Source organism: Paenibacillus agricola (assembly GCF_011440305.1).
Lineage (GTDB): Bacteria > Bacillota > Bacilli > Paenibacillales > NBRC-103111 > Paenibacillus_S > Paenibacillus_S agricola.
Genome location: NZ_JAAOIW010000003.1, coordinates 697,087 through 719,664, shown reverse-complemented (window position 1 = coordinate 719,664; position 22,578 = coordinate 697,087). Strand labels below are relative to the sequence as shown.

The window sequence follows — 22,578 nt, the reverse complement described above, 5'->3', positions numbered from 1 at the left end:
TATCCACTTTTACCGCCTATTCCAAGCTAATTGGAAGCTATTTGTATTTCCTAGGAAATGTATAAAGTAATAGTATGAAATGAAGTAAACGCATTCTTTTCCTAATTATAAAAATAAAGTATGATTGTTACATATGCATGATTCTTAAGGGGGGAAGGCCACTTGGATCTTAAAAAATTGCTATTGAATCGTCGAAGTGTTGTCATGACATGGTTGATTTCTTATATATTGGTTTTGTTCGTTCCCATATTGTTTAGTGCTGCTTTATATGGAGAAGCAAAACGCACAATTGATGAACAGATTCAAAGAGCTAACGATACTTTGTTGAAGCAGATGCAGGATGCTATAGACAACGAAATTGACCAGATAAACCGCCTTACGAATGAAATCTATTCCAATGTGAAGGTGCGAAATTTATTTTATACCAACAAGTTTTCACGCGGGGATTACAGCTATGATCTGTACGAGATTACACAGGATTTAGGAGCATACCGCTCTACGTTTTCCAATCTTGCTGAATTTTATATATATTGGGCACCCGGTGACCTGGCTTTGACACCAATGGTTCATAAACCGTCAGAGCTGCTTTTTTCAGATCTTTATAGTGGCGGTGAATTGAGCTTGCAAGGATGGAAGGAGAAGCTAAGCCATATTCATCAACGCCAAGCTATATATACAAGCCGGACGAATGAAGCCGGTAATAAACAAACCTATGTCAATTTTATTAGCCCGTTTCCAGCTGATAATAACGACAAACCTGTCGGCTCCATTGTTGTCATGATTGATAAAAATAAACTACTACATACCATTTCAGGTGTAGGCGAGTATAGCGGAAGTGATGTGTTTATTCTTAATGAAAGCAATCAAGTGCTTGTATCGAATACAACGAAAGAAATCGATCTATCACTGGTTAGCCGCTTCTTCGATAAATCAGGTAATGTATACGGAGAATATCAGGGGGAGGAATCACAGTTTTTCTACATTAAATCGAATAATTCCAAGCTGACCTATTTGTCGGTTGTTCCCAGCTATTTAATATGGAAAGCATCGGCTTATGTGCGGAATATAGCCGTTTTCAGTATTGGTTTTAGCTTGCTAGGGGGTTGTCTTCTAACCCTGTTTTTTTTGCGTCGAAACTACAAGCCTCTGGATGCCCTGATGCAATCCATGGCCGCATATACAGGAACGAAGGCTCAAAGAGACGGCAATGAATTTCATTTAATCCAAAATACATTTAAAGATACCATGGATGAAAAAGAGCAAATCAGCCATCGTTTGAAGCAACAGCAGAATCAATTAAGAGCACATTGGATTTCGCGTTTACTTAAGGGAAGGATGGATGCCCAGCTTTCCTTAGAGGAGGCTACGCCATCTTTTCAGCTACAGTTCGTCTCTAGGGATTTTTGTGTGATGCTGTTTTATTTAGAGGATAGTGACCCCTTTTTCGAGAAAATTAAACATCATCAGGTTTTGGATAAGCTCAAGCTTATGCAATTTATTGTGACGAACGTAGTTGAAGAGTTGGTCAACAAGCATGATACAGGCTATATTGCAGAAGTCGATGATATGCTGGCTTGTTTAATCAATGTACATAACTTTGACAAGGAACAAACATCACTCCAGCTGGCCCAGATTGTCGAAGAGGCGCGGAGCTTCCTGATGGTTCATTATGAAATCGAGGTGACCATTGCCATAAGCGGATTCCACGTCTCCAAGCTGGAGCTTCCTGATGCTTATAATGAAGCATTAGATGCGATGGAACATAAGCTGATCATGGGGAAACGAAAAATAATATGGTACGAGGAGCTTCGTCAGGGAGGGTTATACCAATCGAAGGAAGGTTATTATTATCCACTGCAAACTGAACAGCAGCTTATTAATTTTATTAAGCTTGGCTTAGTGGATCAAGCACGTTCGTCTTTAAATCATATTATTGACCGAAATTTACATCAAACTTCTTTGTCTTTAGAGTTTGCCAAATGTTTATTATTTAATTTGGTTAGTACTTTGATTAAAACAATGAATGAAGTGGATGATATCCACCAAACGTTTATAGAAAATCACCCCCATGCTATTGAAAATCTGACTAATGCTAAAACCGTAGAAGATATGCATAAGCAATTGATAATGATGCTTGAATCTATATGCCTTCTTGCCGCGGTTAAGCAAGAGGAGAATAAGTTAAAGCTAAAGGATAACGAACGTGATGAATTTACGCGAAAAATTGTGAAGTATGTTGAGGATAACTATGCTGATACCAATTTGAATATATCGATGATTGGTGACTCATTTGGCATGAAAGCCACCTATTTGTCGAAGCTTTTTAAAGATCAATCAGGTGAAGGGCTACTGGACTTTATAAATAAGTTGAGAATTGAAAAAGCGAAGGATTTGCTGAAAGCCGAAGAGGTTCCTATCATGGAGATTGCCAATCGCAGTGGTTTTAATGATTTAAATACATTTATGCGCATTTTTAAGAAGCTAGAGGGCGTTACTCCAGGGAAGTATAAAATTTTATGAGAGTGAGATTGGACATTTTGATGATATCCGTACTACCTAATTGTGCTCATAATAAGGGGGTAAGCTCTTACAGGTTACGAGTAAACGAGGAGGTCAACAAATGAATAAGAATGTTAAGAGGTCTCTATGGTTATTAACGACCAGTCTTATGACTAGCAGTTTGGTGTTGGCTGCTTGCTCTAAGGATAGCTCTCCAGTCAGCTCTACTCCTAAAGCCAATGAGGCTACGGCATCGGGACCCGTTACTTATCCGATTAAAACGGATATAGTGCTTACTCATTGGTACGCTGCAGGTGCCCAGCAGTTGGGTGTGATTCCTGATGCCACGAATTGGCCGATTTTCCAAGAGCTCGCGAAGAGAACCGGGATTAAGGAGAAGTATGTATCACCTGCTGTAAACCAAGCCAAAGAGCAATTGAACGTCATGTTTGCCTCAGGCGAGTATACCGATATTATTGAATGGAATTTTCTAAATGATTATCCGGGCGGTCCTGAGAAAGCAATTAAAGACGGAAATATTCTCAAACTAAATGATCTGATTGATAAACATGCGCCTAACTTGAAAAAATATTTGAAAGCGCATCCAGAGGTGGATAAACAAATTAAAACCGATAACGGCACCTATTACGGATTCCCTTTTATTCGCGGTGATGATTGGCTCAAGACTTATGGAGGTCCGATTATTCGCAAGGACTGGCTAGATGATTTAGGCTTGCAAGTTCCTACAACGATTGATGAGTGGTATGTCGTACTGAAAGCATTTAAAGAGAAAAAAGGAGCAACGGCTCCACTGACATTTAAGAGTGGGATTCCCAGAGTTTTCGATGACCTTTCTAGCGGTGCATTCATCGGTGCTTACGGGGTAACAAGGGGCTTCGCTATGAAAGATGGCAAGGTTTATTTTGGACCTGCACAACCCGGATATAAAGAATTTCTGGCAACCATGCGTAAATGGTACGCCGAGGGCTTGCTCGACAAGGATATTGCAACGATCGACGGCAAGATTCAAGATGCCAATATGACCTCGGGTAAATCAGGTGCAACCTTTGCTTTAGCAGGTGGCGGGATTGGCAAATGGCTTGGTGCGATGAAAGATAAGGACCCGAAATATAACGTGATCGGAGCACCGTATCCGGTACTGAAAAAAGGCGATGTGCCGATGTTTGGACAAAAGGATTATACGGCTCCGAGCGGAGGAAATTTTGCCGTTTCACCCAAAAGCAAGAACCAAGAGCTGGCAGTTCAATTGCTTGATTACGGCTATAGCGAGGAAGGGGCTACTTATTTCAACTTTGGAACTCGGGGTGTTAGCTATGATATGAAGAACAATTATCCCACCTATTCCGAAATGGTGAAGAGTAACTACTCGTTAAATTTAGGACTGTATACCCGATCAACTGGAGGACCGACTATCCAGGACAAGCGGTACTACGAGCAATTCGCCGCACTTCCACAGCAATCAGAGGCTGTTACCACTTGGTTCAAAACCGATGTGGATAAATACCAATTGCCTCCGATTTCTCCTACTCCTGAGGAAAGCTCAGAATTGGCAAAGATCATGACAGAGGTGAATACGTTGGTAGATGAAACCACAATCAAAATTGTTTTGGGAACGGACCCGGTCGATTCCTACGATAAATTTCTGGAAAAATTAAAATCATTGAAGATTGACCGTGCCTTACAGATTGAACAGGCGGCATTAGATCGTTACAACAAAAGATAACAAAGCAGGTAGGAGCGATAGGGGAGCGAGTTCATGCTCTCCTGAACTTTATTAGCGGTCTAGGCCAGATAGATTGACAAGTATGGAAGGGGATATCATGGAGAAAGCACTAAAGAAAATGAGCCGGAGGAAATTTCTCTTAAATGATTTACTTCGCAATAAACTTCTTTATGTAATGATGCTGCCCGCACTAGCCTACTATATTATTTTTCATTATGGACCGATGTATGGGGCAATTATTGCGTTTAAGGATTACTCTCCATCCAATGGAATTTGGAACAGCGAATGGGTGGGACTAGCTAATTTTAGAGAGTTTTTCAGCGGTTTTTATTTCTGGCGTATCTTTAAGAATACTGTACTAATCAGCATATATGCCCTTGTATTTGGATTTCCTGCCCCGATTATACTAGCTTTGCTAATTAATGAGCTGAGAAGCAGCGGGTTTAAGCGAATCGTCCAGTCTATAACCTATATGCCCTATTTTATTTCACTTATTGTTATTTGTGGCATTATTAAAGATTTCACGAATAGCGGTGGTCTTATTAATACTTTATTCAGCTATTTTGGCGGCGATGGTAAGACGATGCTGCAAAATCCGGATTATTTCCGCCCGATTTATATTCTTTCTGAAATCTGGCAGCATTTTGGATGGGAATCGATTATTTACTTGGCAGCTTTAAGTGGGATTGACCAAGAGCAATATGAAGCAGCTAAAATAGATGGAGCCGGACGTTGGCGGCAAATGCTGAGTGTAACCTTGCCTGGTATTCTTCCAACTATAATGATTCTGCTTATTCTTAGGATGGGGAACCTGCTTAACGTTGGATTCGAAAAAATTATTTTGCTTTATAACCCTTCCATTTACGATACGGCAGATGTCATTTCTTCTTACGTATATCGAAAAGGCTTAATCGAATTCAATTGGAGCTTTAGTGCATCCGTAGGTCTTTTTAATTCACTCATTAATTTATGTCTGCTTGTTGCAGCGAATTATATTAGTCGTAAAACCAGTGAAAACAGTCTGTGGTAAGGAGGAGGAAGGATGGGAAATAGACGTTCCCTGTCGGATAAGTGGACCGATGGATTCATCATCTCGATCATGCTAGGCTTGGTCTTTATTACGGCCTATCCCATCTTTTATGTCATTCTCGCTTCGTTTAGCGATGGGACGCTATTGATGCAGCACACCGGGTTTCTTTATAAATCATTTGGTTTCCACATTGACGCGTACTTAAAGGTGTTTGATAATGCTAATATATTAATCGGCTACGGAAATACGCTTTTTGTCGTTGTGGCTTCCCTTGTGGTCAGCTTAAGCATTACCGCTATGACTGCCTATGTGCTTTCACGTAAACAAGTATACTGGAATCAAACGTTTATCTTCATTATCGTATTAACGATGTTTTTTAATGGCGGGTTAATTCCTTTTTATTTAGTCGTTAAGGGTGTAGGGTTAATGAATTCATTATGGGCATTAATTATTCCTTTTGCTGTCAATACCTTTAATCTGATTATTATGCGAACCGCATTTATGTCTGTACCTGACAGCTTGGAGGAATCCGCTAAGATCGATGGAGCTAATCATTTCACAATCTTCTTTCGGATTGTTATACCGCTTTCGCTTCCTGTAATTGCGGTGATGTCACTATATTATGCGGTGGAAAAATGGAATGGTTGGTTTTATGCATCGTTATTCTTGAAGGATCGCCAGCTTTTTCCATTACAGCTTATACTGAGAGAAATATTAATATCCAACTCGACGGATAGTATGCTGGGTGGAGGGAACCTGGATACCCAAGTTGAATTCAGTGAAACGATCAAATACGCTACAATTGTAGTCGCAACCTTGCCAATTCTATGTATTTATCCTTTTGTGCAGAAGTATTTTGTGAAGGGTGTCATGGTAGGGGCTTTGAAGGGTTGAACGCAAATAAAGCTTGAATTGGGTACTTAAGGTGACGGGTGTTTAAGAAGTAGGAAGGGCTAATCCCCGCTGCCTACAGGGTGAGCAGTAAAAATCAATGGCTATTTACAAAGAAAAAAGGGAACTGACATTGCTGTCAGCTCCCTTTTATTACTTATTGTTGACCTCTTCTTCATTCATTTGCCAAGCAAGCTTAGTTAATGAAATTGGATTTGGTCAAGAAACGTTTCAGCATAGTAGCCGATTGTGCACGAGTTGCTTGGTTGCCCGGAGCAATTGTGGTATCGGTCATTCCATCAACAATACCAGCTTCAATGGCAGTTGCTACTTCTGTTTGCGCCCATACAATGCTGCTGGAATCGGTGAACTTAGCCAGCAATTCGGCTTGACGGTCTGAAGTTACAGTTGGCTTAGCGCCAGCGTAGTTCAGTGCACGAACAACCATTGCTGCTAATTCTTCACGCTTAATGGGTTGGTTCGGTCTAAATGTCATATCTTCATAGCCATCAATGATTTTTGCTTTAGTTGCTGCACCAACAACGCCAGCAAACCAATCACCTGAAGCAACGTCATTAAATGAACTGCTTCCAGTCGCTTGCTCTAAACCAAGTGACCTAACCACTAATGCTGCGAATTCAGCACGAGTAATGTTACGCTCTGGCTCAAAGGTTGTGTCGGTTACACCATCGATAACTAGCTTGTTAGCCAATAAATCGATGTAGCCTTGCGCCCAGTGGCCTATGCTGTCAGGGAAGCTTTTGTTTAATTCAAGAGCCGTATAAATACTGTTGCTGTTACGTTTAATTGTTGCTTGGTTCACGTTTTCTGATGAACTAAATAATGTAGGTACAAAGCTTAACTTCTTCGTTATTGGATCAAATACGACACCAGTTGAACGGGTTGTATCAGCCGTTTTCGTAATTGGTAGGATACGGCTAATATAAGTGTTACCGAAATCTACAGCTTGTGTTTTACCATCTTTGCCAAGAGCAACTACAGTGAAATCAACAGGTGTAGCAATTTCAGTTGCGCCCAAAGCTGTAGCCGCTGAGCTGATGCTTGCAATGTCAGCAGCACTTGCCGCAGAGATCATTACTTTGATTACCAATTCGTCAACCGTAATGCCAAGCGCGGTTGCTAAATCAGCCAAGTTCAAAGAAGAAATCGGAAGAATATAAGTGCCTTTAGTGTTAACAATTCTTAATGTCTTTAATGGGTTGCTAGTGAAGCCGGTTAATGCTTTAGCTGGAATTAAAGCAAGATCGCCGCTAAGATTAAGCGTGACTTCATCCGCGTTGTTCAAAGCATTGGTTAAGGTATTCGCATCGACTGTTCCATCGGACGAGATATTCATAGTCGATCCGGATGAGCTTCCGCCACCACCGCCACCGCCACCGCCGCCGCCGCCTGTGTTGCCACCAATATAGCTATACGATATAGGCATGGTAGCAGATTCGGTTGGATCTACTGTACCGTTCTTGTATACAGTAGTGCTTACCGATAGTGTGCCGTAAGAATTGGAAACACTGATAGCCGGTATAGTAGAATAGTACCAACCTTTGTTGGGGTCATACGTATTGGTGTAAACAGCTTTTGCAGCAGTAATAAATTCTCCAGTACTACTATACACATTGACATATACGGCATCACCAACAGTGTTGGTATGTAAATCATTAGTGGAATAGACCGTTGCATTTACAGAATTATTCTGATAAGTAAGATTGGAAAATCCTGTTGCAGCAAAAGCCAATACAGGTAACATTACTGAGATGATCAGCATTAGAACGGTAACCTGTGCTGTCTTTTTGAAAAAAGCTTCTTTCATTGATGGCTCACTCCTATCATTCCTGGTTATATGTTGTTCTTTTTGAAAAGGCTTATTTGTCACTATGCTTTTCACCTCCTTCTTCGACAATTATCTTTGTAGCTGTCTTATTACAAAGTTCGAACGTAATTTCTCATTTTAAGTCCGTCTGTCCCCAAATAATATTGATTCAAGACTATTCAGAGTAAAATGAGAAATTACGCTCGACGTAATCCCTAATTACCCGCAACATATTATCTTGAATCAGAATTGATAGATGGGGATGATTGCTGATCTTAGCTGGGCTCGATGGGCACTGCTTGAAACGTTTTTATAGGCACTAGGCTTAAAGCCAGCATCAAGCAAGCAAATGCGATAAAATAAGGCGAGGTATGACTTCTCAAATGGCCGGCAACAATGGGACCTATAAAGGCTCCTATAGAAAAGGAAATCGACAGAATGGAAAATACACGTCCATAGCGGCTAGGGTTTGTAATGCTTGCCAATAAAGAGGCTATGGCTGGAAAGATAACGCCTTTAGCCATTCCAATCAGAAACAACGAGACATAAATGGGGATGGGCCAATGGATGGATAAACCAAAAAAGACGATGGCTAGTCCGAGGCTTCCTATCGTAGTCCGCAGAAAAGGAGACTTCCTATTCAAGAACACCATACTTAACGTTACGAGCGCACCCAGACTGACAAGTGAAAACAAAATGCCGGAGGTGAGAATGGAGCCGCCGGATTCCTTCATTAAGGGAAGCTCAAAAAACAAAATCCCCTGTGCACAGGAAATCGCCAATGGGATTCCGAAAAATAACCAAGGAATACGTGTCTCTTTTATTGGCAGGAGCCCGTCTACGTTTACATCGGTATTGGTATCGGGGTGTTGCTGCAGTTGCAGATCGGCCACCTTGTTTAAATAGGGCCGCTCCTTCACGCCTATAATCGCGAGTAATCCAGTAGCAATCAGCACCCATCCCAGTATGGTGAACGATTGGGAGAAGCCAAGCTTGGCTACCAGAAAAGCGCCGACTGCCGGGCTTAGTACGGAAGCAATCGTATGTACAAGCCCATTTCCTGACATGAACTTGCTTTGCTGGATCCGGTCTTTCGCAATCTTGGCTAACAATGCCAAGCAAGCAGGTGATAAAAAAGCGAGTACAAACCCACTAATCGAACGGATGATAAGTAAATCCCAAGGATCGGTTACGCGAGATTGAACTAATAAGACAATTCCTGCTACAATTAGACTGAAGACAATAAAGCCCTTGCTGCCAAAACGGTCCACACCATAGCCTGCTAGAAGATTGCCTGGTAAATGCGTAAGTGAATATACCCCTAGGATAAGTCCAATAAAGGAAGGGGCTGCACCAAGCGAAAGCGCAAATGGGGATAAAATGGGATACTGCGCATGCAAGTCGAAAATCGCGATGAACATAAATAAATATAACCACATAGCCGTCTTCAAATCGTTCACCTCTAATTTAGGAGCAACTGAATAATAGCTGGTAATTCTATTTCAGTTGTGCCTTAGTCGTTATTCTGCCAATTCAGCAGTCTGATACTACTTTTACGTGACAAGCTATTGGGTTAGTACCACTATTTTTACAACCAGAGGGCATGAGGTGCGTACAAGGTACAAAAGAAGGAGCGTTTGTGAAAGGGGGTTAGGTATGGAGCCGTTTACACTGATCGTATTAGCCCTTATTCTCGTCTTTTTGTTTTTTAGGCTGCGCCGAACCTTTCGAAAGACCAAAAACTTCGATCGATCCGAACAAATTCAGCAACAGCTACAGGAGCTGAGGAAAAAAAGGGATGAAGATAACGATAAAAATGGTGTATGATAATCAATATTGAGAAAGTATTTGGTTGAGGCCGAGGAGAGATGGAATTGGATTTTATTGCAGCATTTTTACAAGAGCGCTGGTATATTATTGTTGCAGCTATTATTATTTTGTTTATAGTTGTCCGGATTGTTAAAACGGTTATCAAGTGGGTCATTGTACTTGCGATAGTGGCAGGATTATATTTCTATGGAGCTAGCTACAAGGATCAACTTATCAATATGGGGGCTTCTGTAGGAGCTTCTGTAACCACAGAAGTGAAAAACCAAGCGGCCAAAATCGTCTCAAGTGAAATGAAGGATGCGCAATATAAGCAGAATCCAGACGGAAGTTATACCGTAACGACCAAAAGCTTAAGAGTAGATGGAAAACCAGGTGCGAGCGAGGTTAATGTCACCTTTATGAATCAAACCTTTACGATGAAGCTCGATGATATCATTAAAGCATTGATTGACCAAGCCAAGGCCAATACAGCGGCCTAAAGTGCTTCATGCCGCTGGAATCCTGGGCTCGTGAGGAGAGGAAAGAAATTGCCACCATCTATTGATCTATTAACTTCTATAAACTGGGTTACGGTGCTTATAGCTGGGACAATCCTATTCTCGATTATACAAGGGATGATTCGCGGAGCATCCTCTTCGGCTCGTTATTTCGCCTTGATGCTGTCAGAAGGCATTGCCACTGTACTGGGTATTCTTCTGTCTTGGCAGCTGTCTTCCTGGGCATCGCCTCATGTTCAAGTCTGGTTGCTAGCACAGCAGATCGCGATTCCTACGAGAGAGCTTGCTTTTTACGAGCAATTTTATTATACCTTTATTACAGCAGTACGCGATTTCCCTTTGCTGCGATTGGGTATTTTGTTCATGATTGCTTATGCGGTTATTAAGCAAATCATTTACCGAGTCATGGATCCCTTCGTCAGCAGATGGATGGCGAGTAAACCAACGCAACCAGCAAAGAAAACGGAGCGTTCCCAAAGTCCGGGTATACTTAGCAGCCTAGTAGGTGCTATTATGGGCACCTTAACAGGGCTTGGGCGTGCACTTATGGTGATAGCGGCACTGTTTATATTCACTACATTGCTTCCGCAAACTCAGATATCGCCCTATATTCAAGCCTCCACTTTGTATCAAAAAGGGGCAACCCAAGTGATCAAGCCAGTAGCTGGCGACTTCTTGGCCAACCAGCTTCCTGTGTTTACAAGAGCGGTCGAAGAAGAGTTTAGCAGTATTTTGCAAAGAAAGTATGAAGTGCTGGATGCGCAAATTCCCGCGGATATTGCTGATGCTGCCAAGGAAGTAGTAGCCAAAGCAACAACGGATGAGGAAAAGGCGAAGCTTTTATATAAATGGATCGGCACTAGGGTGAAATATGACTGGGATAAGGTCAATTTATATGAGCAACAACGAATTTGGAAAGAACAAGCACCCGCAGAGACATTTCAAACAAAAAAAGGCGTTTGTATCGATTACTCACGATTATATGCGGTGATGGCTCGCTCCATTGGTCTTGATGTTAAGGTCGTAACAGGGTTGGGCTATGACGGCCGGGGCGGCTATGGTCCGCATGCATGGAACGAAGTGTATTTGCCCGAGTACCAAAAATGGGTACCGTTAGATTCAACCTGGGTGGCAAGTGGAGGCAATTGGTTTAACCCGCCTAACTTTGATGAGACCCATATTAGGGAAGTCTAAACAAGCACCCAAGAAACGCTTTAAGGAGAGGTAAGTATGTTACGCAATAAGCTTTCCAAAGAGGATCCCCAGAAGCAGGAATCGGCCAAACGCCACCATTTTACGTTTCGGATCAATCTGATCTTTTTTTGTACATTTTTTTTATTTTCGATTCTCATTGTCAGGCTTGCCGTACTGCAGTTTGTTGAAGGCAATCAATTAAAAGCCGAAGAAGCCGATAAGGACAAGATGGATACACCTATCGGACCAATACGCGGTAATATTTATGATAGAGGGGGTGCCCCCTTAGCTTTTACTTCGTCAACTCAATCGCTTTATTTCCGGATGGAATCGGATCAGAATAAGGATGAGGTTATTGCGATGGCGCACCAATTAGAGCAAATATTTGTTGATCTGGGTACACCCTCGAATAAAGTGCTGAGCGCTGCCGATATCATTAAAGAGATGGATGTTGGCTACGACCTTGAGAAGGCAACGACGACCTCGCCAAGCTATTCTTTTGTCCCAAGGCGTATTAAGTCAGGCTTGTCTGAAAAAGAAATTGCCTTTATTCTTGAGCATCGTGACGAAATGAAATGGCTCGAGATCATGGAAGAAAGCATTCGGGCCTATGATACGGGACCGATTGCGGCGCAATTAATTGGTTATATGCGGCCCTTCTCAGTAGCAAGGGAAACGAAGAGTGGGCTTGAATACTATAAAAACAAAGAGATTACAAAAGGATATCTCGACACAGAGGATATCGGTTATGATGGTATCGAGTTGATGTACCAAGAGGAGCTCCGCGGCAAAAACGGGATGAAAACCTACCCGGTTAACGCTTCCCAAAAAATTATTGGCAAGGTATCTGTCAAAGCTCCCGAAAAAGGCAATAATCTATATTTAACGATTAATAAAAATGTGCAGGAGGTTGCCGAGCAGGCGATCATGGAGCAGCTTGCTGCTGCCAAATCAGCCGCTGCGCGGTCTTCCCAATATGGCTATGCCCCTAATGCAAGAGCTGGCTACGCGGTTGCCATAGAGGTTGAAACGGGCAAGGTGGTTGCGATGGCCAGCATGCCGGATTACGACCCTAATTTATGGAATGGGGGTATTCCAACAAGCGAATACAACCGAATCCAGCCTTTTATTAATAATGGTACAATTACTAATGCCTATCCGGATTACCCAGCGGCTGAGCTTAAGAACCATCCAACCTCGATTGTGTATGTAGGATCGATCATAAAGCCATTATCCGTATTAATTGGCTTACAGGAAGGATTATTTGGTGTCGAAACTAGGTACAATGACACAGGCGAATTCAGCTACGGCAAGGACAATAACGCGAGGCTGACGAATTCCGATCGAGCCTCTTATGGATATATTAATGCTTCGGATGCGATATGGCATTCATCCAATACCTTTATGTCTGCTATGGTGGGTTACAAACTTCACCAGAAGTATGGTGCCCAATCCGCAGATATTTGGGAATCCTACCTAAATAAATTTGGCATGGGTATTACAACGGGTAGTGGCTTGCCCAGAGAATCGGCGGGGATGAGCGAGTTCAAAACCAACGATAAGGAATCCATGCAATCCCGGATGGTATTTGCTTCCTGGGGACAAAATGAGAAATATACAACGATGCAAATGGCGCAATATGCAGCTACATTAGCAACCAAAGGCAAGAAAATGAAGCCGCTTTTGGTCGATAAAATCGAAACCTATGAAGGCCAGCCAGTAAGAACGATTGAGCCTGAGATTATGGAGGAAACAACCTTCCCCAAAGCTTATTGGGATTCGGTTATTAAGGGGATGGAAAAGGTCTCCGTTCAAGGCTTTGACGGATTTCCTTACCCCTATGCGCGAAAAACAGGGACCTCCACGCAATCGGTGGGCGGAAAGCTAATCGATAATGCTGTATTTATCGCCTATGCTCCACTCGATAAACCAAAGCTGGCGATAGCCGTAGTCGTTCCTGAAGGGGGCTTTGGCTCCAGAAATGCTGCACCTATTGCCCGCAAAATATTCGATGCCTATGATCAAAATTATGGCTTGGATGGCGTGCCTAAAGGAACCAAAGGGGTCGTCGTTTCGCCATAGCTGGCTAGAGACTGACCAGGCGCCTGTCCTAATGGACAGGTGCTTTTTGCATGAAGGGCCTATAAAATTAAACATAGCTATCGTATTTGTGGTATACTATAGCATTGAACTAGGTTCAACATCTAGATGCTTATGAGGGGGAATTTTAGTTATGTGCGGTATCACCGGAGCGATGTATTTTGAAGATAGGGAACCCTCGCAAGCGATGCTTAAAAGCATGACGGATTGCATCATACACCGAGGTCCTAATGATTTTGGGTTTTGGGGCGAGAACCGTATCGGCTTAGGCTTTCGCAGGTTATCCGTTATCGACCTTAAAGAAGGCCATCAGCCATTAGCGAATGAGGATGATACGGTCTGGATCGTATTTAATGGAGAAATTTATAATTATAAATATTTGCGTACCTCGCTTCAAGAGAAGGGGCATGTATTTAAAACGCATAGCGATACCGAGGTCATTGTCCATCTCTATGAGGAATATGGTGAGGAGTGCTTAAAGCATCTTCGTGGCATGTTTGGATTCGTCATATGGGACCGCAGGAAAAAGCGGCTTTTTGGAGCACGTGACCATTTTGGCATCAAGCCTTTTTATTATTATAAAAATAATAGACAGTTTTTGTTTGGCTCTGAAATAAAAAGCTTGCTGGCTGCAGAAGGTATGGAGCGCACCATACATACAGAAAGCCTGTTGAATTACTTGACCTTTCAATACGTGCCTGAGCCGGATACGATGTTTCGCAACATTCAGAAGCTGCCGCCAGGGCACTACATAACGATTAGCTTTGACGGAGAGATGCAGATCCGCCGCTATTGGGATCCAATGTTCGAGCCGGAGGAACGGCCATTTGAAGAATATGTGGAACGAATTCGTGAAGGCGTAAAGGATTCTGTGATCCATCATATGCAGAGCGATGTAGAGCGTGGCTGCTTTTTATCCAGCGGTATTGATTCTACGGCAATAGCTACGCATATGCGTAATATTGAGCCAATACGTACGTTTTCCGTTGGTTTCGAGGGTGCCAATAATGAGACCGATATTGCCCGCCAAACCGCAAATGCGTTGGATACCGAGCATTATTCGAAAATTATTTCGCAGCAGGATTTCTTCAATGTGCTGCCCAAAGCGGTATGGCATCAGGATGAGCCCGTGGCAGATCCGTCAGCCATCGCTTTGTACCACGTTGCCCAGATGGCAAGAGAGCATGTTACGGTGGTGTTATCTGGAGAAGGAGCGGACGAGCTATTCGGCGGCTACCGGATTTATAATGAGCCGCTGTCGTTAAAGGGGCTTGATAGCCTGCCTATGGGGCTAAAGCGAATGCTGCATGCCGTTGCCAGAATGCTGCCTCATGGTTTATACGGCAGGAATTACCTGCTTCGGGGTACGACGCCGCTGGAGCAGAGATTTCTCGGCAATGCCAAAATCTTCACCGAAGATATGAAATCGGAGGTCGTGCGTATCGACCAAGATATGCTGCGCAGCTATCGCAATCCTTGGCAAATCGCTGAACAGTATTATAATAAAACCAAACATCAGGATCCAATCACACGGATGCAATATATCGATATGAACCTTTGGCTGCCTGGAGATATTCTGATGAAGGCGGACAAAATGACGATGGCGCATTCCTTGGAGCTTCGTGTTCCTTTTCTCGATGTGGAGCTTTATGAGGTCGCCCGCCGAATACCTGCCCATTACCGCGTATCCCATGGAACAACCAAATATATTTTCCGTAAAGCGATGGAAGGGATTATCCCGGATTTTATCCTTAACCGCCCTAAGCTGGGTTTTCCGGTTCCCCTGCGGGATTGGTTGAAAGGCAACCAAGGCAAGGTGATGCTGGAGCAGATTGAAGCCAGCGGCATTGAGGATTACGTTAACATTGGGACTGTTCGCCAAATGGTGAGCAAGCACCAAAGCGGGCAAGGCGACTATGCTAGACGTTTGTGGACCATTTATATGTTTGCTTTATGGCATGTTACTTATATGGAGGATTTACCGAAACCGTCTTTTGCCAAGGCACTCTAGAGAGGGGATGTAACGGATGGGAAAAGGAGATTACAAGCTGCTAGCTTTGGATATGGACGGAACGTTCCTGACAGACGATAAAACCGTCTCCAAGGAAAATCGTGCTGCGATTATCGCTGCTGAACGGGCTGGAGTTAAGGTAATGTTCGCCACAGGACGTGGGATTCAAAATGTGCAAGCCTATATTGAGGAGCTCAAGCTGGAAGCGCCGATTATTACCGTAAACGGCAGCGAGGTATGGGCAGCACCGGGCAAGCTGCATAGCCGCATCCTGCTAGATCCGGCGATCATGAGCGATTTGCATGCTATTGCTGTGGAGTATGATACCTGGTTCTGGGCTTATGCAGTTGGCGAGATTTACAACAAGGAACGCTGGGTGGAAGCTATAGATGCCCATCAATGGCTCAAATTCGGCTACTATTATGAAGATGAATCGATCCTTTCGGCTATACGGGCTAAGCTTGAGGCATGGGATTTACTGGAGATCACCAATTCACATCCGCTAAATTTGGAGTTAAATCCTAAAGGGATAAACAAAGCCAGTGGCGTCCGCCAAGTATGCGAAATGTTTGGCTTTGATATGTCGCAGGTGATCGCGATGGGAGACAGCTTAAATGATATCTCGATGATTCGTGAGGCTGGCTTGGGTGTCGCAATGGGTAATGCACAAGACGAGGTAAAAGCGTTGGCTGATGTGGTCACAGTAACGAATGAAGAGCATGGCGTCGCGAAAATTATCGAAACGTATATTTTATCGTAGCTTACGAAGTAGCTTTTGCTAAAGCCAAACTCGATTTATGCTTACGATGTAGTTTTCTATCAGAAAACTTGTAGGAGGGCGCCCCATGTTAATCACCGCTTGGATTATCGTTATTGTTTTATTTATAGTCGGTATGATAGGAGCCGTGTATCCGATTTTTCCTGGAGCAGTTGCAATTTATGCAGCGTTTTTTGTATATGGCTGGATGGTTAGCTTCGAGCCTTTGGGTGTTTGGTTTTGGGTAATTCAGACGACGATTTTTATCGCCCTGATTGTCGCCGATTATGCGGTAGGAGCCTTAGGGGTGAAAAAGTTTGGGGGCTCCCGGGCGTCGATGATTGGCAGTACAATTGGGCTGATCGCAGGACCGTTCGTTATTCCGGTAGCTGGACTACTACTCGGCCCTTTCCTGGGTGCAGTTATTGCCGAGTTGATCATAGGTACCGAATTCAAAAAGTCGCTTAGCGTCGGTCTTGGAGCTCTAGTAGGGCTACTCTCCAGCGTCGCCGTCAAATTGGTGCTTCAGCTGTTGATGGTTATTCTCTTTTTGGTTTGGGTGCTGTAAGCACAAGAATGAAAATGCTTGGCATCTAAGGATCCCAGGCAATTGGGTAGGGAGAAGGGACAGTTGTGGCCAAGGATTCATTAGTGAAGGGAACCCTGATTTTAACGATGGCGGCATTGGTCGCTCGGGCGCTTGGGGTTGTCCAAAGAGTTCCGCTTATTGCTTTATTAGGTGACATTGGGATGGCAAGTTACGGGATCGCCTTTAACCTCTATTCCATGTTATTGGTTGTAGCTACTGCGGGCATTCCCAGTGCCCTTAGCAAAATGATTTCTGAGCGCAGGGAGCTCGGGTTTTATGCAGAGGCTGCACGTATTTACCGTGCTGCTCTATGGTTTGCTGTGGGTGCGGGTGCCATCATGACGCTATTTTTATATATCATTGCCCCTTATTATGCCAATATCACGTTAAATCCACAGGCGGCGTTGCCCATCCGAACCTTGGCACCGGCGCTGCTGTTGTTCCCGCTAATCGCGATTATGCGCGGCTACTTCCAAGGGCGGCAGATGATGATGCCTAACGGCATCTCACAAATTGTGGAGCAAATCTTCCGCGTTGCCGCTTCGGTAGCGCTTGCCTATATGCTGCTTAGCTTTAGCCTGGATTGGGCTGTAGCCGGTGCTTCCTTCGGCGGCGTTGTTGGCAGTGTGGCTGCCATTGCGGTCATGATCTATTACGCACTGAAGCTGCGCCGCGGCGATCGTGCGGAAGGAGTAGCTGCTGGCAGTAGCAGTGGCTCAAGTTCAACGGGTTCAGCTAGTTCAAGTGGTGCTATTGGCAAACAAATGGTGGATCGGGTCGATCAAAGCTCGCTTTCTTTCAAATCGATCTATGCCCAGCTGTTTAAGCTGTCGATTCCCATCGTTATTTTTTCCTTGACGGTTACCTTGGTATATACGATTGATTCATCCATTGTCACGCTGCTGTTGAGGGATCAGGTTGGTGAAGCAAGTGCCCAAGAAATTCTTGGGGTGCTTGTTGGACGGGCACAGTCATTAGCAGGTATCCCAATTATATTGGCGATTGCCCTTAGCCAATCGGTAGTGCCGATTATTTCCTCAGCCTATTCCAAAAAAGATATGGTGGAGGTTGGGCAGCAGACAGGCAAAGTGCTGCAGCTTTCTATACTAAGCGGCTTACCGATGGTGCTGGTCATTTGTTTGGCTGCCGGACCCTTGAACGGTTTTATTTTTGGTAATATAAAAGGCTCGGCCATTGTCGAGACTTTCGCCGCTCCCATTATTATTGTACTGACGATTAGCTCGATTTTCCAGATTGTGATGCAAACATCGGGTGCTGTATTGATGGGGATGGGAAAAATGCGGCCACTTGTGTTGCATGTGATTGTGGGGATCGCCATTAAGCTGGTTGCGAGCTTTGCGCTTGCGCCCTGGTTTGGCATCTACGGCATTATCGCAGCTACTTGCTTATGCTTTATCGTGATGGCAGCGCTCAACCTGCTTGTGCTTCGTAAAGAAGTTACGTACACGTTACTAAGTCCACGCCGCTTTCTCGGCCTCGCCATAACAACAATCGTTATTATAGCAGTAGGAATGGGCTTGGGCAGTTTAGTCCATGCCTATGTGTGGCCATTTGGCCATGCCCGCGGTGATGCTTTTATTCAAGCAGCTATCTTGTGTACAGTTACCGCTGCCGCTTATCCTTTACTACTGTTCGTTACGCGCACGATGGGCGTGGCTGACCTCCAGCATATGCCTGGTTCTATACAAAGGTTGCTTGGACGAGTGGCGCCTAAGCTTATGAAAAAAGGAAACTAGGAGAAACCCGCTCAAAGTTAACTGAAAAATCCGGCTAAATCTTGTCCTATTCGCTATTTGGGCGAATGGTGCTCGAATTAACCGGATTTTTTCCATATATCAGCATAAAAAAAGAAATACGGACGAAATGAAGGGAGCTTTCCAGCTAAAGCTAAGCCAGCTTAAGAGCCATCAACCCATATGCGGCAGCAATCGTTAATACGCAGCTCCAAAATATGATACCCACAGCCATCCAAAGCAGCAGCTTGCGCGGCTCTGCATTAAAGGAAATCCCGATTGCGGCACCTAAAGGAGCCCCTGTCAGGAGCGGCGACAGGAAGCCTAGGCCAATGATCCCATAGCGGTTCCAGATTCGGCTCATGCGGCTGTCTTTGCCCCCATTTTTGCGTTGGAATCGTTGGATCAGCCAATTCCGCAGCGAACTGCCAAAAAAGATAATAATTACAGCACTTAACAATGAACCAAGAGCGCTTAATATAGCTGTTGTCACGGGATGGAGCTGTAGGGTAAAGCCGAGCGGAATCGCCACCCATAGCTCCAACACACCTGAACCAAGGACGGAAGCCCATGCCAATAGAGTGTTCATCAGGGTCACCCACTTTCTAGCCTGAGGCATGATTTGAAAAGCTATACATAGGTATACGTAATAACAATGGAATGGTCGCGTTTAATAGGTCTATGGGATGGAGTTGGGCTGTTTCTGCTTCAAAACCGTGAAAAATGGACAAATAAGAGATAGCAAGAAGATATAGACCGAATGGAAGGATGATGGATATGGGAGATAAACAAGTGCGAATCGGAATGATTGGATATAAATTCATGGGCAAAGCGCATAGCCATGCTTACCGTGACTTGCCGTTTTTTTTCGATTTACCGCTCGTTCCCGTGATGCAGGCAATTTCCGGACGGGACGAAGATGGGGTTCATACGGCGGCTCAAAAAATGGGCTGGGCATCCCATGAAAGCGATTGGCGTAAGCTAATCCAAAGGGATGATATCGATGCTATCGATATTGTAACCCCCAACCATTTACACGCAGAGATCGCTATTGCAGCGTTAGAGGCTGGCAAGCATGTTTTATGTGAGAAGCCGCTCTCTGTTAATGTAGAGGATGCCAAACGAATGCTGGCAGCTGCCCATAAATCGGGCAAGGTGCATATGATATGCCACAATTACCGCTTTTCCCCGGCTGTGCAATTTGCCAAAAAGCTGATTCGTGAGGGTCGTCTTGGTCGTATCTACCATTTTCGCGGACTTTACCTGCAGGATTGGTTAATGGATCCGGATAGCCCGCTGGAGTGGCGGATGCGTAAGGAGCAAAGCGGCTCCGGGGCGCATGGAGACCTGGCTTCGCATATGATTGATCTGGCTCGTTTCCTGGTAGGCGATATTGCTGAAGTTGTTGGTACGATGGAAACCTTTATTGGTGCCCGCCCGCTTCCTGACCAAGAAGCCCCTGAAGAAATAACAGAGATGGGTGAAGTGGATGTCGATGATGCATCGGCCTTTATCGTGAAATTTAAAAACGGGGCAATCGGTACGTTTGAGGCAACGCGTTTTGCCGGCGGCAACCGAAATGGGAATCGTTTTGAAATCAACGGGGAGCGGGGCTCCATACGTTGGGATTTGGAAAGCTTAAATGTATTGGAAGTATATTTAAAAGATGACGAGGCGGGCTTGCAGGGCTTCCGCAATATTACCTGTACGGAATCCGAGCATCCTTATGGCAATGTATATTGGGCACCTGGCCATAACATTGGATATGAGCATACCTTCTTAGGCTTGATTCGCGAGTTCCTTAATGGCATAGCAACAAGCCGTTGTCCCCAGCCGAGCTTTGCCGATGGGCTTCAGAACCAGATGGTACTGGAGGCCGTTGAGAAATCGAGCCAAAGCAGGCAGTGGGTATCTGTGGAGTAAAAGAAGCTGGGCGCGATAATTAATTCATATAACCATGATAGGAGCAGGCAGTAGAATGCCAGCTCCTATCATGGTTTTTTGGTTTGCCTAGACCCCTGGCCGGCTACCTCACTCATAAGCAACAAATCCGAGCCAAGATGATGCGTTAAGCGGGTGACGTTTATAGTTAAAAAAAGGAGTTACACCTGCGTTTGTCGTATATAAACAATAGGCCTTGCATGGGCAAAGAATTTCAGCAGATGGTATCATATAAACTTTCTGCGACAAATCTAAGGAGGAAAATAATGAAAATCAGGAAAAAGCAAACATGGATTGCCCTACTATTAGCAGTAGCTTTAGTTGTGCTGTCAGGCTGCGAAGCTGTTAGTGGGTTGGATTTGAACAAAGCCATTCAAAACTCGTTGAGCATTAAATCCTCAGAAGGCAGTCAAACCATTTCGTTGGAAATAGTTCCGAATCCTTTGGCGACATTTATGGTCGAGAATGACAAAAAGCTGTTGGAGCTATTCAGCAACGTTAAGCTCACCATTACCGATGCCAAGCAGCAGGATTATACACATGCTTCCCTCAAAGGTATTTTCGAATATAATAAAGGCAAGATACCTTTTCAGCTGACAGTAGCCGACCAGAACTATACGATCATGGTGGAAGGTGCCAAAAAACCAATCGTCATTTCTAATAATGGGTCGTTTCAGCAAGGACAGCAAGCCATGTCAGCAGAAATGCAGGATGTGATCAAGCAAATGCAGCTAAAGGTTTATGAATGGTACCCAGCACTCGGAGCTTATATAACAGGCATTTCGCCGAATCCGAACAACATTTCCGCTTCCAAAGGCACTGAGATCATCGGCACAGAAACCGTAAGTGGTACTAAGGTCCATGCTGAAATCAAGGGCACTGAATTAGTCGGTCTAGTCAAAAAGTTTTTAACCAATATGCTAGCGGATGAAAAAGGGTTAAAGGATGCGTTGGGCCAAATCTATGATTTGTTTGTTCCTATCATCAAGCAATCCCTTAAAGAAAGCGAAAGTGCAGATGCACCTAATCCTTATGGCAACGTAATTGCGCCATATTTAAACAATAAAACATTAGCAGTTGAGTTCGCCTTTACGTTTATCACTAGCAATTTGAAGTCTGCTTTGGAAAGCTTTGACGGGACCGTTCAATCAATGAAGGAATCGTATCAAGGTGAATCTTTGAATGTACTATTAAGTGATCAGCTGAAATTAAAAACAGATATGTTTATCGATAACGACTTGATGCCGCGCAAAGCAACAACAGAGGTTATGTTTACTCTGCCAGCGGACAATACAACGGCGCTGCAATCTATCAAATTGACTAGTACCGCCCAAAACTGGAATATTAACAAACCGGTCAAGGTAGATGTTATTGATACAAGCGCAGGGGTTACTGAAATCAAAGAATTTAATAAGCCGACTCAATTTTTGGCTTTACTGGATCCGAAATCGAAGCTGTATGAGTTATTGAAGAATGATTTGCATATTACCAAAAAAGAAATCAATTTACTGATGGATAACTCCAGCAGCAGCTACAATGATTCAACCAAGCCCTATATTCGTAATGGTATCACCATGGTTCCGGCTCGCTTCGTCGTTGAACAGCTAGAATCCGACGTTAGCTGGAACCAAGCGACTCAGCAGGTTACAATCACCGATCCTGTCAGCGGCGCTGTAATCAACCTGAACATTGGCAGCAAGCAAGCTACAGTGAACGGCATGATCAAGCCGCTTGAAGTTGAGGCTGAGCTCAAAGATGGCACCACCTTTGTGCCCGTTCGCTTTATTGCCGAAAATCTAGGCACCAAGGTGAGCTGGAACCCAGAGCTGCAAATGGTTACGATTTCACGCGATTAAGCCTGGCTTTCGAGTATTGACTTCAAAAATCGAGCATGCTATATATAAGTAATGTAT

The 22,578-nt window shown here is 44.1% G+C and carries 17 protein-coding genes; 14 read left to right on the top strand and 3 right to left on the bottom strand.

The genetic code is table 11. The features are described from left to right. The first annotated feature begins 162 nt into the window (after nucleotides 1-162). From G9U52_RS11255 to G9U52_RS11240, 4 genes are all read left to right on the top strand, one after another. Nucleotides 163-2,520: a helix-turn-helix domain-containing protein gene (locus tag G9U52_RS11255; protein ID WP_166149363.1), complete on the top strand. Its 2,358-nt coding sequence runs from the start codon at nucleotides 163-165 to the stop codon at nucleotides 2,518-2,520. Between the two features lie 100 nt (nucleotides 2,521-2,620). Continuing rightward, entirely contained in the window at nucleotides 2,621-4,243 is a 1,623-nt protein-coding gene (locus tag G9U52_RS11250; protein WP_166149361.1) for an extracellular solute-binding protein, read from the top strand. Nucleotides 4,244-4,340: 97 nt separating this feature from the next. Further along, the gene (locus tag G9U52_RS11245; protein ID WP_243767262.1) at nucleotides 4,341-5,273 is read left to right on the top strand and encodes an ABC transporter permease; all 933 of its coding nucleotides are present in this window, start codon (nucleotides 4,341-4,343) and stop codon (nucleotides 5,271-5,273) included. Between the two features lie 12 nt (nucleotides 5,274-5,285). Next, complete coding sequence (locus G9U52_RS11240) at nucleotides 5,286-6,167, top strand: carbohydrate ABC transporter permease (protein WP_166149359.1); 882 nt, start codon at nucleotides 5,286-5,288, stop codon at nucleotides 6,165-6,167. Between the two features lie 193 nt (nucleotides 6,168-6,360). Here the strand turns inward: G9U52_RS11240 and G9U52_RS11235 are convergent, their stop codons facing one another. Continuing rightward, nucleotides 6,361-7,992, bottom strand: coding sequence for an S-layer homology domain-containing protein (locus G9U52_RS11235; protein ID WP_166149357.1), 1,632 nt, complete (start codon nucleotides 7,990-7,992; stop codon nucleotides 6,361-6,363). Between the two features lie 275 nt (nucleotides 7,993-8,267). Then, nucleotides 8,268-9,443 carry an MFS transporter gene (locus G9U52_RS11230; RefSeq protein WP_166149354.1) on the bottom strand — a complete coding sequence of 392 codons (1,176 nt, stop codon included), beginning with the start codon at nucleotides 9,441-9,443 and terminating at the stop codon, nucleotides 8,268-8,270. A 205-nt stretch (nucleotides 9,444-9,648) separates the two neighbouring features. Here G9U52_RS11230 and G9U52_RS11225 point away from each other — a divergent pair, with 205 nt between their 5' ends. The 8 genes from G9U52_RS11225 (at nucleotide 9,649) to G9U52_RS41350 (ending at nucleotide 18,727) form a co-directional block, all read left to right on the top strand. After that, nucleotides 9,649-9,819, top strand: a complete 171-nt coding sequence (locus tag G9U52_RS11225) for a hypothetical protein (protein ID WP_166149352.1) — start codon at nucleotides 9,649-9,651, stop codon at nucleotides 9,817-9,819. A gap of 41 nt (nucleotides 9,820-9,860) precedes the next feature. Further along, nucleotides 9,861-10,301, top strand: coding sequence for a hypothetical protein (locus G9U52_RS11220; protein ID WP_207952893.1), 441 nt, complete (start codon nucleotides 9,861-9,863; stop codon nucleotides 10,299-10,301). A 48-nt stretch (nucleotides 10,302-10,349) separates the two neighbouring features. Beyond that, a complete protein-coding gene (locus G9U52_RS11215; protein WP_243767261.1) occupies nucleotides 10,350-11,513 on the top strand; it encodes a transglutaminase domain-containing protein in 1,164 nt (387 codons plus the stop codon). Nucleotides 11,514-11,549: 36 nt separating this feature from the next. Further along, nucleotides 11,550-13,595: a peptidoglycan D,D-transpeptidase FtsI family protein gene (locus G9U52_RS11210; RefSeq protein WP_166149348.1), complete on the top strand. Its 2,046-nt coding sequence runs from the start codon at nucleotides 11,550-11,552 to the stop codon at nucleotides 13,593-13,595. Between the two features lie 151 nt (nucleotides 13,596-13,746). Beyond that, complete coding sequence (asnB, locus tag G9U52_RS11205; RefSeq protein ID WP_166149346.1) at nucleotides 13,747-15,624, top strand: asparagine synthase (glutamine-hydrolyzing); 1,878 nt, start codon at nucleotides 13,747-13,749, stop codon at nucleotides 15,622-15,624. A gap of 16 nt (nucleotides 15,625-15,640) precedes the next feature. Next, on the top strand, nucleotides 15,641-16,384 hold the full coding sequence (locus tag G9U52_RS11200) for a Cof-type HAD-IIB family hydrolase (RefSeq protein ID WP_166149344.1): 744 nt from the start codon (nucleotides 15,641-15,643) through the stop codon (nucleotides 16,382-16,384). Between the two features lie 85 nt (nucleotides 16,385-16,469). Then, on the top strand, nucleotides 16,470-16,949 hold the full coding sequence (locus G9U52_RS11195; protein ID WP_166149342.1) for a DUF456 domain-containing protein: 480 nt from the start codon (nucleotides 16,470-16,472) through the stop codon (nucleotides 16,947-16,949). 107 nt (nucleotides 16,950-17,056) lie between these two features. After that, a complete protein-coding gene (locus G9U52_RS41350) occupies nucleotides 17,057-18,727 on the top strand; it encodes a putative polysaccharide biosynthesis protein (protein WP_207952926.1) in 1,671 nt (556 codons plus the stop codon). Nucleotides 18,728-18,878: 151 nt separating this feature from the next. On the opposite strand, the gene G9U52_RS11185 is transcribed toward G9U52_RS41350, so the two are convergent. Continuing rightward, nucleotides 18,879-19,313: a small multi-drug export protein gene (locus G9U52_RS11185; protein WP_166149338.1), complete on the bottom strand. Its 435-nt coding sequence runs from the start codon at nucleotides 19,311-19,313 to the stop codon at nucleotides 18,879-18,881. Between the two features lie 188 nt (nucleotides 19,314-19,501). Here G9U52_RS11185 and G9U52_RS11180 point away from each other — a divergent pair, with 188 nt between their 5' ends. Both G9U52_RS11180 and G9U52_RS11175 read left to right on the top strand, forming a co-directional pair. Continuing rightward, nucleotides 19,502-20,647 carry a Gfo/Idh/MocA family protein gene (locus G9U52_RS11180; protein WP_166149336.1) on the top strand — a complete coding sequence of 382 codons (1,146 nt, stop codon included), beginning with the start codon at nucleotides 19,502-19,504 and terminating at the stop codon, nucleotides 20,645-20,647. Nucleotides 20,648-20,931: 284 nt separating this feature from the next. After that, entirely contained in the window at nucleotides 20,932-22,521 is a 1,590-nt protein-coding gene (locus G9U52_RS11175) for a copper amine oxidase N-terminal domain-containing protein (RefSeq protein ID WP_166149334.1), read from the top strand. The last annotated feature ends 57 nt before the right edge of the window (nucleotides 22,522-22,578 follow it).

Excerpts from the sequence above, each read along its gene's own strand:
- G9U52_RS11245 (WP_243767262.1), top strand. The coding sequence starts at position 4,341 with ATGGAGAAAGCACTAAAGAAAATGAGCCGGAGGAAATTTCTCTTAAAT.
- asnB (WP_166149346.1), top strand. The coding sequence starts at position 13,747 with ATGTGCGGTATCACCGGAGCGATGTATTTTGAAGATAGGGAACCCTCG.
- G9U52_RS11225 (WP_166149352.1), top strand. The coding sequence starts at position 9,649 with ATGGAGCCGTTTACACTGATCGTATTAGCCCTTATTCTCGTCTTTTTG.
- G9U52_RS11195 (WP_166149342.1), top strand. The coding sequence starts at position 16,470 with ATGTTAATCACCGCTTGGATTATCGTTATTGTTTTATTTATAGTCGGT.
- G9U52_RS41350 (WP_207952926.1), top strand. The coding sequence starts at position 17,057 with ATGGCGGCATTGGTCGCTCGGGCGCTTGGGGTTGTCCAAAGAGTTCCG.
- G9U52_RS11185 (WP_166149338.1), bottom strand. The coding sequence starts at position 19,313 with ATGAACACTCTATTGGCATGGGCTTCCGTCCTTGGTTCAGGTGTGTTG.
- G9U52_RS11175 (WP_166149334.1), top strand. The coding sequence starts at position 20,932 with ATGAAAATCAGGAAAAAGCAAACATGGATTGCCCTACTATTAGCAGTA.
- G9U52_RS11220 (WP_207952893.1), top strand. The coding sequence starts at position 9,861 with ATGGAATTGGATTTTATTGCAGCATTTTTACAAGAGCGCTGGTATATT.
- G9U52_RS11180 (WP_166149336.1), top strand. The coding sequence starts at position 19,502 with ATGGGAGATAAACAAGTGCGAATCGGAATGATTGGATATAAATTCATG.
- G9U52_RS11240 (WP_166149359.1), top strand. The coding sequence starts at position 5,286 with ATGGGAAATAGACGTTCCCTGTCGGATAAGTGGACCGATGGATTCATC.
- G9U52_RS11235 (WP_166149357.1), bottom strand. The coding sequence starts at position 7,992 with ATGAAAGAAGCTTTTTTCAAAAAGACAGCACAGGTTACCGTTCTAATG.
- G9U52_RS11200 (WP_166149344.1), top strand. The coding sequence starts at position 15,641 with ATGGGAAAAGGAGATTACAAGCTGCTAGCTTTGGATATGGACGGAACG.
- G9U52_RS11250 (WP_166149361.1), top strand. The coding sequence starts at position 2,621 with ATGAATAAGAATGTTAAGAGGTCTCTATGGTTATTAACGACCAGTCTT.
- G9U52_RS11210 (WP_166149348.1), top strand. The coding sequence starts at position 11,550 with ATGTTACGCAATAAGCTTTCCAAAGAGGATCCCCAGAAGCAGGAATCG.